The organism is Rhizobium sp. GR12 (genome assembly GCF_036596185.1).
GTDB lineage: Bacteria > Pseudomonadota > Alphaproteobacteria > Rhizobiales > Rhizobiaceae > Agrobacterium > Agrobacterium nepotum.
Genome location: NZ_JASXTH010000002.1, coordinates 355,929 through 369,099, shown reverse-complemented (window position 1 = coordinate 369,099; position 13,171 = coordinate 355,929). Strand labels below are relative to the sequence as shown.

The window sequence follows — 13,171 nt, the reverse complement described above, 5'->3', positions numbered from 1 at the left end:
TGTTTGCCATTTCTGACAAGGGTTTGTTGTGACATGAGACGAAACGGAGGCAGACGCGGCTTTTTTTCGATGTTTCGCGACGCGGGGCTTTTTCTCGCCATGGTTTTTCTCGGTATTCTGATCGCCGCCAAGCTCGACCAGATCAATAGCGAGACCTATGCCGGCCGTTTCTTCGTGATCGACGGCGATACGCTTTCAAAGGGCAGCGAGCGGTTCCGGCTGCTCGGCATCGATGCGCCGGAGCTTTCGCAAACATGCCGGCGCGGCGGCGAAACTTGGCCATGCGGCGCGGAGGCGCGCCGTGTTCTGCAACGGATAATCGAGGGTGCGGCTTTCTCCTGTTCCGGCAGTTCCCGAGACCGTTACGGGCGGCTGCTGGTTTATTGTTCGGCGGGAGACAGGGATGTCTCCTCGGAAATGGTGGCGGCGGGTTTCGCCATTGCGTCCGGTTATTTCCAGTTTTCCGGCGAGCAGGCTGGCGCGCGCAGAGAAGCCCGCGGCATCTGGGCCGGAGAATTCGAAAAACCGTCGGAGTGGCGGCGCGAGCATCGCGCAGCGGATCTGGACACGCCCGCGACGGGTTTCCTCACCATCGTCCGTCATCTTCTGGGATGGGATCATGGCTGAGACGGATCGAACCCTGCCGATGCGTGATGACGGGCTGGACGGGTTGCGCGGCGAGATCGCCCGCTGTCGCATCTGTCGCGATACCCCGTTCAACGAACGTCTGCCGCATGAACCCCGGCCGGTGGTCGTGATGTCGACGAAGGCGCGTATCCTGATTGCGGGGCAGGCGCCAGGGCTTCGCGTTCATGAAACGGGTCTGCCCTTCAACGATGCTTCCGGCGACAGGCTTCGCCAATGGCTGAATGTGGATCGGGAGACGTTCTACGACCCGGACCGCTTCGCCATCGTGCCCATGGGGTTCTGTTTTCCCGGTTATGACGACAAGGGCAGCGACCTGCCGCCACGGCGCGAATGCGCGCCGCAATGGCGTGAGCGGGTGATGGCGGCGATGCCGCAGGTGGAGCTGATCCTTGCCATCGGCCAATATGCTCAGGCCTTTCACCTTGGCGAAAGGCGGCGAAAAACCATGACCGAAACCGTGCGCGATTGGCGCAGCTATTTTCACGCGAATTCGGGACCGGCCATTTTAGCCCTGCCGCATCCAAGCTGGCGCAACACCGGCTGGCTGAAGAAGAACCCGTGGTTTACGGAGGAGTTGCTTCCGGTTCTGCGGGAACATGTGGAAATGCGGCTTTAGTGAAACAATTTTCTGTTTTTTTGTGAAAAATAGTGTATTGAAAGGAAATTAATTCAGGAGGGTAGACGCATTGGATCGCCTAGACCGTAAGATTTTGCGCATTCTGCAAGAGGATTCCACGCTGGCCGTTGCCGATCTGGCGAAAAAGGTCGGCCTTTCCACGACGCCCTGTTGGCGGCGCATCCAGAAGATGGAAGAGGACGGCGTTATCCGCCGGCGCGTGGCGCTGCTCGATCCGGTCAAGGTCAACACCAAGGTCACCGTTTTCGTCTCCATCCGCACCGCCTCCCATTCCATCGAATGGCTGAAGCGGTTTTCCGAGGTGGTTTCCGAGTTTCCGGAAGTTGTCGAGTTCTATCGCATGAGCGGTGATGTCGATTATCTGCTGCGCGTCGTTGTGCCTGACATCGCGGCCTATGACGCCTTCTACAAGCGGATGATCGCCAAGATCGAAATTCGCGATGTGTCGTCGGCCTTTGCGATGGAGCAGATCAAATATACGACGGAACTGCCGCTCGATTACATGCTGCTGGACAATCCCAAGTCCGGTGAGGATTGATCCTCTCTGATCAAGGCCCTTTGATCGATGCCCTTTCCGGTTGCCGGGAAGGGCATTTTTCGTTCTGCGGTTTGCTTTTCCGTAACCGTTCAGGCCGGTCATCCGGCGGTTGCCCGAGGAATGCGCCCCGGCGGCCTGCCGATGCGGCACGGCAATCTTATTCCGCCTGCAACGGCAAATTCGCACATTCAATTCTCTTCATGCTTCCGCCGCGCAAAGCGAGATTTTGATAAAATCTCTCGAATATCTACGCTTTTGTTATCGAAGGATGGCAACAGCGAAGGATATCCACATGCTCACACGACGCGGAACATTGGGACTGATTGCGGGTGCAACGGGGGCGGCGTTTCTGCCGCATATCCGGCGGGCCGGTGCCGCAACCACCACATTGCGGATCGGCTGGCAGAAGAATGGCGTGATCGCGCTGGCGAAAAGCCAGGGCGCGCTGGAAGCGCTTCTGAAGGATCACGGCATCGAGGTCAAATGGTCGGAGTTTTCCTCAGGGCCGCCGCTTCTCGAAGCTCTTGGGGCGGGCGCGCTGGATATCGGGCCGACGGGCGACGTGCCGCCGCTCTTCGCGCAGGCCGCCGGTGGCAATCTGCGTTATGTGGGCACCTACAAGGGCGCGGCTGGCGGATCGGCAATCCTTGTGCAGAAGGATTCGCCGCTGAAGACGCTGGCGGACCTGAAGGGCAAGAAGGTTGCCTTCAAACGCGGCTCCAGCGCCCATAATGTCACTGTAAAAGCATTGCGAAAGGCCGGTCTGACGCTGAACGACATAACATCCGTCGACCTTGCCCCGCCGGATGCGGCGGCGGCCTTTCGTAGTGGCAGCATCGACGCCTGGTCGATCTGGGACCCCTATTTCGCCGTGGCGGAAAAGGAGCCGACGACGCGCGTTCTCTCGACTGCCGAGGGCATTGTCGATCCCTGGAGCTATTTCCTCGCCAATGGCGACTTCGTGGAAAGCAATCCCGATCTCGTGCCGCTGATCCTTAGGGAACTTGCAAGCGTCGGCACAAAGGCGCAGGCCAATATCGACGAGACTGCGAAATTGCTGGCGGCGATTACCGGCGTTCCGCAGGATGTCACCAAGGTCTCTCTGACGCGTCCGGGTGCGGATCTGGGACGCGTCTCGCTGGTTCCGGATGAGGCCATCAGCTATCAGCAGGCGCTGGCCGACGAGTTCTACGATCTGAAAATTGTGCCGAAGAAACTCAAGGTGGCGGATATCGTCTGGCGTCCAAAGGCCAGTTGAGCCGGGCGGAAAGCCGAGTCTCTTCAATCGTCTGGCGGGTAATGCTGAGAGGTTGATTCAGGCAGGCGCTTCTTTTGGGGAGCGCCTGCCTCAGCCTCAGCCCTTGAGCTTGGCAATCACCAGATGACCCGGTGTCGGGTTGCCGTCCTGCATGCGCACGTTGATGTCGGTGACTTCGACGATGTCAAAACCGGTCGCGGCCAGTCTTTCGCGGACATAGGTTTCCGAATGGGCGAAACGCTGGTGCGGGCCGACGATATAGGGGCGTCCGGCCATGGTTGCTTCAGGTAGAGTTTCCGACGAGAAGATCAGCAGGCCACCGGGAATGAGATTTTCGGCAGCGCCGAAAAATAGCGGTTCCAGTGCGCCGAGATAGGGCAGCACATCGGTTGCGGTGATGATGTCGAAGGGCTCGTCGTCATTGTCTTCGAGAAAATCCTCCGCTTCCGCGACATAAAGCGTCTCGTAGAGGTCTTTCTCATGGGCAAGCTCGACCATGTTTTCGGAAATGTCGATGCCGGTGATGTCGTCGGCCATATCACGCAGCGCTTCACCGGTGAGGCCGGTGCCGCAGCCGAGATCGAGCAAGCGCGTGAAGGGGCCGAGCTTTAGCGTTTGCAGCCGCTGGCGCACCATCATCGGCACGGCGTAACCCAGCTGTTCGACGAGAATATCCTCGAAAGCTTCTGCGTGCTGGTCGAACAGGGTTTCGACATAGGCGTCCGGCGCTTTCGACGGCGGTTCGCCCCGGCCCATGGCGGCGATGCGGACGGCTGCGCCGCCGTGATCTTCCGGGTCGATGGCCAGAACCTCTTCATAGGCCTTCACCGCCGCGTCCACGTCACCCGCTTTTTCAAGCGCAAGTGCGCGGTTATAGGCTTCGGCAAGCGCCTCTTCGTCAATTTTCTGGTTCTTCGTCATCGTGCGGTATCCGTCAGCATCTCGTTGAATGCTTGCTGTAAGCTGCAACGGAGACGGGCGCAATGCTTATGTGGCGATGGACATCAGTGAAGGATGAACTCCCCTTTCAGCGCGCGCCATTCCTGCGCCGAGATCACCTGCCGGTGCACGTAGCGGACGGAGTGCAACGGCCCGTCGAGCTTTTCCTGCCAGAATTTGAGGAAACCGTGCATTTCGGGGAAATCCGGGGCGAGATCGTAGTTCTGCCAGACATAGGTCTGGAGAACCAGCGGATGGTCCGGCATGCGATAAAAAATCTGGGCGGTGGTGAGGCCGTAGCCCCTCAGCATCATTTCCATATCCTTGTTCATGACGACGGTTCCCGTTTCCATGATTGCCGATCACAGCATTGCCGCTGTATCTGATATGGGAACACGGCAGGGTTAACCCAACCTTGCCGAAAGGGCGGATTGTCACAAAATAGTTATATTTTTCAAAATGTTGGCAGCCTCCGTTGATGAGTGCTGCCAACGTGGTCTCTAGCGCTTGAGATGGCGCGTGAGGCGGGCTTCCAGCCATGCCCAGACATGTCGGAGCGTCTCGACGATCGTCAGGTAGAAGATCGCGGCCCAGAGATAGGCCTGATAATCGAATGTGCGGGAGAAGGCGTAACGCGTCTGTCCCATCAGGTCGAAGACGGTGACGATGGAGACCACGGCCGATCCCTTGATCATCAGGATGATCTCGTTGCCGTAGGGGCGCAGCGCCACGATGAGCGCCTGCGGCAGAATGACCTTGCGGAAGGTGACGAATTTCGACAGGCCGAGCGAGGCGGCGCCTTCATGCTGGCCGCGCGGCACGCTGCGGATCGCCCCACGCAGGATTTCGGCCTGATAGGCGGCCGTGTTGAGGGTGAGCGATAACAGGCCGCAATACCATGCCTCACGGAAGAACCACCACAGGCCGACGGTTTCCAGCCCCTGGCGGAAGCTGCCGAGGCCGTAATAGATCAGGAAAAGCTGCGCGAGCAGCGGCGTGCTGCGAAAGACATAGACATAGGCATAGGCCAGCGCTCCGATGAAGCGGTTTTCCGACATGCGCGCAAAGGCGACCGGCACCGAGAGGATCGCGCCGAGAATGATCGAGCTGCCGACCAGCGTCAGCGTGGTGATGAGGCCATCGATATAACGCGGCCCGTAACGCTCGAATTTCGCCCAGTCCCAGCCTTCGATCATGGCGAAGATCAGCCCGGCGGCAAGCAGCATCCAGAGCGTGATGACGGCGATGCCGGCGATGCGCGATATGTTGAGGGGCTTGTCTGTGGCGACCGGGGCAGGGCGCGGGGGAATGAGTTCCTGAACATAGCTCATCGGCTCGCCTCCGACTTGCGCGACCAGCGATCGATGAAGCCGATGCCGATGGAGGAGAGAAGCGCGAGGATGAGATAAAGCAGGCAGGCGATGCTGTAAAAGAAAAAGGCTTCCTTGCTGACGCGGGCGGCGATGCCGGTCTGGCGGATGATATCGGCAAGGCCGATGATCGAGACGTAGGACGTGTCTTTCAGCAGGATGACCCACAGGTTGGTCATGCCGGGCAGGGCGATCCTGACCAATTGCGGAATGATGACGAGCACCATGGTGCGGCCGCGCGAAAGGCCAAGTGCATGGCCCGCCTCATATTGGCCCTTCGGTATGGCCTTGAAGGCAGACAGCAGCACTTCCGAAGAATAGGACGAAAACACCACCGAGAGTGCGATCATGCCCGCCACGAAGGCGTTGATCTCGACCGGGCCGGTTATCCCCACATAGCCGGCGACCGATTGCAGCAGCATCTGGATGCCGTAATAGACGATGAACAGGGTCAGGAGTTCCGGCAGGCCACGAAAGATAGTGGTATAGACGCCGGCCGCCAGCCGCAGCGATTTTTCCTCCGATTGCGCGGCGAGCGCGATGAGGAAGCCGATCAGAAGCCCGACAGGCAGGGTGGCGAGCGCCAGCGAGATCGTGACCTTGACGCCGAAGGCGATTTCGTCGCCCCAGCCGGTATCGCCGCAGGTGACGAGGGTGCCGTTTCCGAAAAGCGTGAAGAGACCGACCGGCCCGCAGAAGGGATCGAGAAGTGTCGAGACATAGGTCCAGAACGCACCTATGGCGGAAAATGCTCCGCTCATGCCAGTTTTCCCCCGCGGTCTTAAGCCGCCGTGATTGTTATGGTTACGTTTTCAAACAAAAATGGCGGAAGGGCAAGCCTTCCGCCACGAGATTTCAACAAGCGTTCTGCCGCTTACTGGCCGTAAACGTCGAAATCGAAGTATTTTTTGTTAATTTCCTGGTACTTGCCGCTGGCGCGGATGCCCGCGATGGCGGCCGTGAACTTGTCGGCGAGCGCCGTGTCACCCTTGCGCACGGCAACACCTGCGCCATTGCCGTTGATCTCGACATCCACCGGAAGCGGCGTCAGGATCTTGCAGCAGGCACCCGCATCCGACTTCAGCCATTCCGACAGGACGACGATATCGTCGATAACGGCGTCGATGCGGCCGTTGGCGATATCGAGCTTATATTCGTCGGCGGTCGGATACATTTTCAGGCTGGCGTCCGGGAAATGCTTTTCGGCATAGTTGGAGTGAGTGGTGGAACCCTGCGCGCCGAGCGACTTGCCCTTCAGATCGTCGACGGACTTGATCGGCGAATCCTTCGGTACGGCGATTGCCGGGGGAGTGTTGTAGTATTTCTTGGAGAAGTCGACCTTCTCGAGACGCTCGGGCGTGATCGACATGGACGCGATGATGGCGTCGAACTTCTTGGCCTGCAGGGCGGGAATGATGCCGTCCCAATCATTGGTGACGAAGGTGCATTCGGCCTTCATTTCGACGCACAGCGCCTTGGCGATGTCGATGTCGAAGCCGGTCAGCGTACCGTCGGCTTCAAGATTGTTGAAGGGCGGGTAGGCGCCTTCGGTGCCGATGACGATTTTGTCCTGTGCCAGCGCAGCGCCGGAGAACAGCGAGATGGCGGCAATCGATACGGCTGCGAGCAGACGGGTGGAAATAGGCATTTCGATCCTCTCTTTTGGTCGTTCATCCGCAGTCTGTTGTTGTTTTCAGTGCGGACGTCGTGGGCGCAGGCACGACAGAACGGTTTGCCGTCCGTGGCCTCAGCGCGGGGCAATTATTCATCCGGTTGGTCAAAAAATGCAACTGCAATATTAGCCAACGCGATTCCGCCGCAGAGCATTCACGAAAACGCCTTGATCTGTTCATTTCCGGTACAGAAGGCTTTGTTCATCATGGGAACCGAAGCCGGTGCAGGGCGTTGACCAGCGCCTGCACGCGCAGCCGGAATTCATGATGCCGCGACATAAGCGGCGTATAAAACAATGGCAGATGAGGAAGCACCGATGCTGAAGAAGAACACATTGCTGACGGGGGTGGTTTTCCCCCTCATGTCGCTGGCGATCGCGGTGGAGCCGGCCGCTGCCGGTTATGCCGGCGCGGCGCGGGCGCAGACACAGATGCCCCAATCCCAGGCGCCGATGACGGCCCCGGTGATATTGGCGCAGGCGCAGCCGGAAGAGCAGAACCCGGAAGAGCTGCTGCGCAAGAAGCGACAGGCGGAAGAGCCGCAGCCGCACGCCGAACCGCAGAAACACGAACAGGCGCCCGAGCCGGCGCGCGAGCGGCCCGAACCCAAGCCCGAACCCAAGTCGGAAGCGGCCCCTGCCGAGCCGCGCCCTGAACCCCGGCGCGAACCGCAGCCGGAACCTCAGCCCGAACCGCAACGGGAACCGCAGCGCGAAGCTCGCCCGGAACCGGCGCCGGCCGAACAGCGCCCCGCACGCCAGCGCCCGCAGGCCGAGCCCGAAGCCGCACCCGCGGCCGAACAGCCAGCACAGGAGCGGCCACGCAAACCGGAACGGGCCGAACAGCCCGCAGGTGAGGGCGAGCAGCGCCCGCCACGTCCGCGCAAGCCGGAACCGGCAAAGGAACCGGCGGCCGAGCAGCCTGCCGCACGCCCTGAAAACACCGAGCAGCCGGCCAAGCCGCGCGAGCCTGCGCTTGAGAAAAAGCCGCCGGTAGAGGAAAAGGCGGCTCCGGCCCCCGAACCGAAAGCGGAACCGGCTGAAAAGGCCGTTCCGGAGAAAAAGCCTGCCGCTCCCGAACCTGCCGTGAAGGAAACGCCGGTTCCGAAGGAAGCGCCGACACCGGCACGACCGCCGGCTCCGGAGGCGCAGCCCAACCCAGCGCCCGGCCAGCAGCCATATGAAAGACCGCCGGTAGAAGGCCAGGGCAAGACCGAGCCAGCAGCGCCGCTGCCAGGCACGCCGACGCCCCCGCCGCCGAGTGGTGCGACGACCGGACAGGCGCCCGCCGGCGAACCCGTTCCCAATCAGGTCGCCATTCCGCAGACGGAAGCGCCGCCGACGACGAAGCAGGAACTGGACAAGGCGAAGGCTATTGCCAAGGACCCGTCCAAGACCGCCGACACGGTCATCCTGCCCGTCGACAAGGGTGCTGCCGTCCTCGACAGCGACAAGGAAGTGGAACGCTCTGGCAACAACCAGGCACGGGAGCAACGCCGCCGCGAGCGTGAACAGGCCGGTGACGTGAAAGTGCCGACCTCCGATGCCGAGGCGCAGCGCGCCGGTGCCGCCGAAGGCAAGGCCCCGCCGCCGCCCGTGAAGATGGAGGCGATCACCTCCCAGCAGGGCGAGCGTATCGACCGCCGGCCGCAATATGAGCGGCCGGAAGGTGCACGCGAATGGCAGCCGCGCGAAGGCGGCAGACGCGATCAGGACCGCGATGCGCCGATCATCCTGCAATTCGGCGATCGTGTGGTGGTGCGCGGCGACGACAACCAGCGCTTCATCCGCGATGGCGGCGAGCCCTATTACGAGCGTTTGGGCGGCGGACGCATCCGCGAGACGGTCGAGCGCCGGGACGGCACGCAGGTGGTGACGATCCGCAACCGCTACGGCGACGTCATCCAGCGTTCGCGCATCGACGACCGTGGCCGGGAATATGTGCTGTTCTATGCGCCGGAGTTGATGGAGGATCCTGACCGTGAATACGTCTATCGCGATCCGGGCCTCGACCTGCCGCCGATGCGTCTGCGCATTCCGGTGACGGACTACATCATCGACACGTCGAGCGATCCGGACCGCGATTATTATCGCTTCCTGGAGCAGCCGCCGGTCGAGCCGGTGGAGCGCGTCTATTCGTTGGACGAAGTGCGTTATTCGGCCCGCATCCGCGACAAGGTGCGCCGTATCGACCTCGATACGATCACCTTCGCCACGGGCAGCGCCGATATTCCGATGGCGCAGGCGCGTTCGCTGCGCAAGGTAGCGGATGCGATCAACAAGGCGCTGGCAAAGAACCCGGCGGAGACCTTCCTGATCGAAGGCCACACCGATGCCGTCGGTTCGGATGAAAGCAACCTCGTCCTTTCCGACGAGCGCGCCGCGTCCGTCGCAAACGTGCTGACCGATGTTTACGGCATTCCGCCGGAAAACCTCGCGACCCAAGGGTATGGCGAGCGTTATCTGAAGGTTCAGACACTCGGTCCGGAACAGCAGAACCGCCGCGTCACCATCCGCCGCGTCACGCCGCTGGTAAGGCCGGTCGCCCAGAACTGACCGGGTTCAGGAACTGAAAAACGAAATCCCGGAAAGCGTAAAGCTTTCCGGGCTTTTTTGTTGGTAGCAAAGTTCTTAGGGCAGACACGTTCGTATCCCGTCACCCCGGACTGGATTCGAGGTCCAGCATGATCAAGGACTTGATCACGAAAGACTCTTTCACGGCGCAGACGCGCCGTGGCTGGATGCCGGATCAAGTCCGGCATGACGGAGGAGAGGCTTCGCCCTCTGCCACACCCTCATTTGAGGTTGATCCCGGCCCCTAACGCCTAGTTCAGCGCGACGGCGATCTCTGCGGCGAGCTGGGCATTGTTGCGCACCAGCGCGATATTGGTCGCGAGGCTGCGGCCATCGGTCAACCGGAAGATATCGCCGAGCAGGAAGGGCGTGACGGCCTTGCCGGTGATGTCCTGGCGCTCGGCGTGGGAAATGGCGCGGTTGATGTAGATTTCCATCTCCTCGCGCGGAATTTCGTCTTCTTCCGGCACGGGATTGGCGATCAGCATGCCGCCGTCGATGCCGAGCTGTTCGCGGGTCGTCTGGAAATTGGCGATGGCCGCCGGGCTGTTGAGCGAAAGCGGGCTGGAAAGGCCGGAGGAGCGCGACCAGAAGGCTGGAAACTCTTCCGAACCGAAGGTAACGACCGGCACGCCGTTGGTCTCGAGAACTTCCAGCGTCTTCGGAATATCCAGAATGGCCTTGGCGCCGGCGCAGACGACGATCACGCCGGTTTTGGCAAGCTCGGTCAGATCGGCGGAAATATCGAAGGTCTGTTCCGCGCCCTTGTGCACGCCGCCGATGCCGCCGGTGGCGAAAACGCGGATGCCGGCGCGGGCAGCGGCGATCATGGTGGCTGCCACTGTCGTCGCGCCCGTGCGGCGCTCGGCAATCGCGAAGGCGAGATCGGCGCGCGAGACCTTCATGGCGTCCGTGGTCTGGGCCAGTGCTTCCAGCTGGTCTTTCTCAAGGCCGATATGCAGGGTGCCGTGAATGACGGCGATGGTTGCCGGAACGGCGCCCTGATCGCGGATGATCTGTTCGACACCTTCGGCCATCTCGATATTGCCCGGGTAGGGCATGCCGTGGGTGATGATGGTCGATTCAAGCGCCACGATCGGCGCGCCGCGCTGCTTGGCGGCGGCAACCTCTTGCGAATAGACGATGGGCAGGAGCGGGGAGATGGGGCGGGTCATTCTGTCTGTTCCAGGTTCTTAAAACGGGTTCATGCCAGTATTTCGGCATTGGGGACAAGCCCTAACATGGCCTCGACACTGTCTTTTGACAGGTCCTGGGCGGTAGCAAAGGGCGATTGCACGGTGATGGCGGCGGCCGCTGCGCCCAGTCGGAGCGCTTCGGCGATAGTTTTGCCCTCGGTGATTGCCGCGAGATAACCGCAGGCCATGGCGTCTCCCGCACCCGTCACATCTTTCACCTCGCGGATGAGGGGCGGGTGGAGGCTTGCGGTTTGCGTCGCGTTGAAGGCCACCACTTCGCTTGCGCCACGGGTGACGACGCCGCCGGCAAGACCGGCCTTGCGGAGAATTTCCGGCCAGTCGCGAACATTTGCCGTTGTCTGCCCGGTCAAAGCACGCGCCTCCGCCTCGTTCATGAAGAGAAAGTCGATATCGGCGAGCACGTCCTTCAGCTTCACCGCCTTGGCGGGCGAAATGGCGATTGCTGCGAGCGGTTTTTTGCAGGCGCGGGCAATGAGGCCGAGCGCCTTCAGCGTATCCTCCGGCAGATTGGCGTCGCAAAGCAGAAGGTCGCTTGCGGTGATCGCGTCGCGCACTGCACGCACTTTGAGGCGGCGTGGCGAAAACAGCTTGTAGAGGTCCATATCCGCAAGGGCGATGACGAGATTGCCGTCGCGCTCCAGAATGGCGGTGTAGCTCGGCGTGCGGCGATCGAGGAAAACGAAGGGCGTATCTTCGACGCCCGCCTGCCTTGCGGCCTCCGCCACCGCCTCGCCCGTCACGTCGCCGCCGCGTGGTGCGATGATGCGGACGGCAAAACCGAGCCGGGAGAGATTGCGCGCCGCGTTGAAACCGCCGCCGCCTGCCTCTTCCATCCAGGAGCCGGGATTGCTGGCGCCGGGCGCTGTTTCCGCCTCGATCATGCCGCGCCTGTCGATATGCGCGCCGCCCAGAACGAGTATTTTCTTCACGCTTGCGTTTCCCTCTTTCGCGGATGGAAAGGGTGGACGATTCGTCCGAACCGTTTGGTTTTCCGCCTTCGCACCCGGTCTGCGGCGATAGGCCGGACACGAAAAAACGAAAGCAGAACAAACCACTTATCGCTATTTGTTTTCAATATGCTGGCTGCGCCTTGCGAAATGAGAACAAATAGAGTACATCCTATTTCCATACTGCTTCATTGCCTGTGTGGCTTCAATAACCTAAAGGTGGACCGGATGGCACAAAATTCTTTGCGTCTCGTAGAGGATAAATCGGTGGATAAAAGCAAGGCACTGGAAGCGGCGCTCTCCCAGATCGAACGGTCGTTCGGCAAGGGATCGATCATGAAGCTCGGTTCCAATGAAAATGTGGTTGAAGTCGAGACCGTTTCGACGGGTTCGCTCAGCCTGGATATCGCGCTCGGTATCGGCGGTTTGCCGCGGGGGCGCATCGTTGAGATTTACGGCCCGGAAAGCTCGGGTAAGACGACGCTGGCTCTGCAGACGATTGCGGAATGCCAGAAGAAGGGCGGTATCTGCGCCTTCGTGGATGCCGAGCACGCGCTCGATCCCATCTATGCCCGCAAGCTTGGCGTGGATTTGCAGAACCTCCTGATCTCGCAGCCGGATACGGGCGAACAGGCGCTGGAAATCACCGATACGCTGGTGCGTTCCGGCGCCGTCGATATTCTGGTCGTGGACTCGGTTGCGGCGCTGACGCCGCGTGCGGAAATCGAAGGCGAGATGGGCGACAGCCTGCCGGGCCTTCAGGCCCGCTTGATGAGCCAGGCGCTGCGCAAGCTGACTGCCTCGATCTCCAAGTCGAAATGCATGGTGATCTTCATCAACCAGATCCGCATGAAGATCGGCGTCATGTTCGGTTCGCCGGAAACGACGACGGGCGGCAACGCACTGAAGTTCTACGCCTCGGTGCGTCTCGACATTCGCCGTATCGGCGCTGTCAAGGAACGCGAAGAGATTGTCGGCAACCAGACGCGTGTCAAGGTCGTCAAGAACAAGATGGCGCCGCCCTTCAAACAGGTGGAATTCGACATCATGTATGGCGAGGGCGTATCGAAGACCGGCGAGCTTGTCGATCTCGGCGTGAAGGCCGGTATCGTCGAAAAATCCGGTGCGTGGTTCTCCTATAATAGTCAGCGTCTGGGGCAGGGGCGTGAAAACGCCAAGACCTTCCTGCGCGACAATCCGGAAATGGCAAATGAGATCGAACTGGCGCTGCGCCAGAATGCCGGTCTGATCGCCGATCGCTTCCTGCATAATGGTGGTCCTGACGCCAACGATGGCGACGACGGGGCCGATGAAGGCTGATGCGTTCGCGAAGGTTCGGGCGGTAGCGCCCGGAAGCTTTGCCGGCATGAG

The 13,171-nt window shown here is 60.9% G+C and carries 13 protein-coding genes; 6 read left to right on the top strand and 7 right to left on the bottom strand.

The genetic code is table 11. The features are described 5' to 3' along the window. The first annotated feature begins 33 nt into the window (after positions 1-33). The 4 genes from QSK43_RS04725 to QSK43_RS04710 all read left to right on the top strand — a co-directional run bounded on the left by QSK43_RS04725 (position 34) and on the right by QSK43_RS04710 (position 3,081). Complete coding sequence (locus QSK43_RS04725; protein ID WP_332302487.1) at positions 34-627, top strand: thermonuclease family protein; 594 nt, start codon at positions 34-36, stop codon at positions 625-627. Further along, a complete protein-coding gene (locus QSK43_RS04720; protein WP_332302486.1) occupies positions 620-1,264 on the top strand; it encodes a uracil-DNA glycosylase family protein in 645 nt (214 codons plus the stop codon). Before QSK43_RS04725 ends, QSK43_RS04720 begins: the two co-directional genes overlap by 8 nt. Positions 1,265-1,334: 70 nt before the next feature. Further along, the gene (locus QSK43_RS04715) at positions 1,335-1,823 is read left to right on the top strand and encodes an Lrp/AsnC family transcriptional regulator (protein WP_045023131.1); all 489 of its coding nucleotides are present in this window, start codon (positions 1,335-1,337) and stop codon (positions 1,821-1,823) included. A gap of 292 nt (positions 1,824-2,115) precedes the next feature. Next, the gene (locus QSK43_RS04710; RefSeq protein ID WP_332302485.1) at positions 2,116-3,081 is read left to right on the top strand and encodes an aliphatic sulfonate ABC transporter substrate-binding protein; all 966 of its coding nucleotides are present in this window, start codon (positions 2,116-2,118) and stop codon (positions 3,079-3,081) included. 96 nt (positions 3,082-3,177) lie between these two features. Here QSK43_RS04710 and QSK43_RS04705 read toward each other — a convergent pair whose 3' ends face one another. The 5 genes from QSK43_RS04705 to QSK43_RS04685 all read right to left on the bottom strand — a co-directional run bounded on the left by QSK43_RS04705 (position 3,178) and on the right by QSK43_RS04685 (position 7,038). Continuing rightward, positions 3,178-4,002 carry a class I SAM-dependent methyltransferase gene (locus QSK43_RS04705; RefSeq protein ID WP_332302484.1) on the bottom strand — a complete coding sequence of 275 codons (825 nt, stop codon included), beginning with the start codon at positions 4,000-4,002 and terminating at the stop codon, positions 3,178-3,180. 83 nt (positions 4,003-4,085) lie between these two features. Then, positions 4,086-4,352: an usg protein gene (locus QSK43_RS04700; RefSeq protein WP_045023195.1), complete on the bottom strand. Its 267-nt coding sequence runs from the start codon at positions 4,350-4,352 to the stop codon at positions 4,086-4,088. 168 nt (positions 4,353-4,520) lie between these two features. After that, positions 4,521-5,351, bottom strand: coding sequence for an ABC transporter permease (locus QSK43_RS04695; protein ID WP_332302483.1), 831 nt, complete (start codon positions 5,349-5,351; stop codon positions 4,521-4,523). After that, positions 5,348-6,151 carry an ABC transporter permease gene (locus tag QSK43_RS04690; RefSeq protein ID WP_332302482.1) on the bottom strand — a complete coding sequence of 268 codons (804 nt, stop codon included), beginning with the start codon at positions 6,149-6,151 and terminating at the stop codon, positions 5,348-5,350. The genes QSK43_RS04695 and QSK43_RS04690 overlap by 4 nt, the downstream gene beginning before the upstream one ends. A gap of 113 nt (positions 6,152-6,264) precedes the next feature. Next, positions 6,265-7,038: an ABC transporter substrate-binding protein gene (locus QSK43_RS04685; protein WP_332302481.1), complete on the bottom strand. Its 774-nt coding sequence runs from the start codon at positions 7,036-7,038 to the stop codon at positions 6,265-6,267. 342 nt (positions 7,039-7,380) lie between these two features. Between QSK43_RS04685 and QSK43_RS04680 the strand changes: the two genes are divergently transcribed. Beyond that, positions 7,381-9,618, top strand: coding sequence for an OmpA family protein (locus tag QSK43_RS04680; RefSeq protein ID WP_332302480.1), 2,238 nt, complete (start codon positions 7,381-7,383; stop codon positions 9,616-9,618). A gap of 269 nt (positions 9,619-9,887) precedes the next feature. Here QSK43_RS04680 and QSK43_RS04675 read toward each other — a convergent pair whose 3' ends face one another. Beyond that, a complete protein-coding gene (locus QSK43_RS04675) occupies positions 9,888-10,811 on the bottom strand; it encodes a pseudouridine-5'-phosphate glycosidase (RefSeq protein ID WP_045023121.1) in 924 nt (307 codons plus the stop codon). Between the two features lie 29 nt (positions 10,812-10,840). Next, positions 10,841-11,782 carry a carbohydrate kinase family protein gene (locus QSK43_RS04670; protein WP_332302479.1) on the bottom strand — a complete coding sequence of 314 codons (942 nt, stop codon included), beginning with the start codon at positions 11,780-11,782 and terminating at the stop codon, positions 10,841-10,843. Positions 11,783-12,028: 246 nt separating this feature from the next. On the opposite strand from QSK43_RS04670, the gene recA reads away from it, so the two are divergent. Beyond that, positions 12,029-13,120: a recombinase RecA gene (gene recA / locus QSK43_RS04665; RefSeq protein WP_045023117.1), complete on the top strand. Its 1,092-nt coding sequence runs from the start codon at positions 12,029-12,031 to the stop codon at positions 13,118-13,120. The last annotated feature ends 51 nt before the right edge of the window (positions 13,121-13,171 follow it).

Excerpts from the sequence above, each read along its gene's own strand:
- QSK43_RS04685 (WP_332302481.1), bottom strand. The coding sequence starts at position 7,038 with ATGCCTATTTCCACCCGTCTGCTCGCAGCCGTATCGATTGCCGCCATC.
- QSK43_RS04725 (WP_332302487.1), top strand. The coding sequence starts at position 34 with ATGAGACGAAACGGAGGCAGACGCGGCTTTTTTTCGATGTTTCGCGAC.
- recA (WP_045023117.1), top strand. The coding sequence starts at position 12,029 with ATGGCACAAAATTCTTTGCGTCTCGTAGAGGATAAATCGGTGGATAAA.
- QSK43_RS04700 (WP_045023195.1), bottom strand. The coding sequence starts at position 4,352 with ATGAACAAGGATATGGAAATGATGCTGAGGGGCTACGGCCTCACCACC.
- QSK43_RS04680 (WP_332302480.1), top strand. The coding sequence starts at position 7,381 with ATGCTGAAGAAGAACACATTGCTGACGGGGGTGGTTTTCCCCCTCATG.
- QSK43_RS04690 (WP_332302482.1), bottom strand. The coding sequence starts at position 6,151 with ATGAGCGGAGCATTTTCCGCCATAGGTGCGTTCTGGACCTATGTCTCG.
- QSK43_RS04695 (WP_332302483.1), bottom strand. The coding sequence starts at position 5,351 with ATGAGCTATGTTCAGGAACTCATTCCCCCGCGCCCTGCCCCGGTCGCC.
- QSK43_RS04710 (WP_332302485.1), top strand. The coding sequence starts at position 2,116 with ATGCTCACACGACGCGGAACATTGGGACTGATTGCGGGTGCAACGGGG.
- QSK43_RS04705 (WP_332302484.1), bottom strand. The coding sequence starts at position 4,002 with ATGACGAAGAACCAGAAAATTGACGAAGAGGCGCTTGCCGAAGCCTAT.
- QSK43_RS04720 (WP_332302486.1), top strand. The coding sequence starts at position 620 with ATGGCTGAGACGGATCGAACCCTGCCGATGCGTGATGACGGGCTGGAC.
- QSK43_RS04675 (WP_045023121.1), bottom strand. The coding sequence starts at position 10,811 with ATGACCCGCCCCATCTCCCCGCTCCTGCCCATCGTCTATTCGCAAGAG.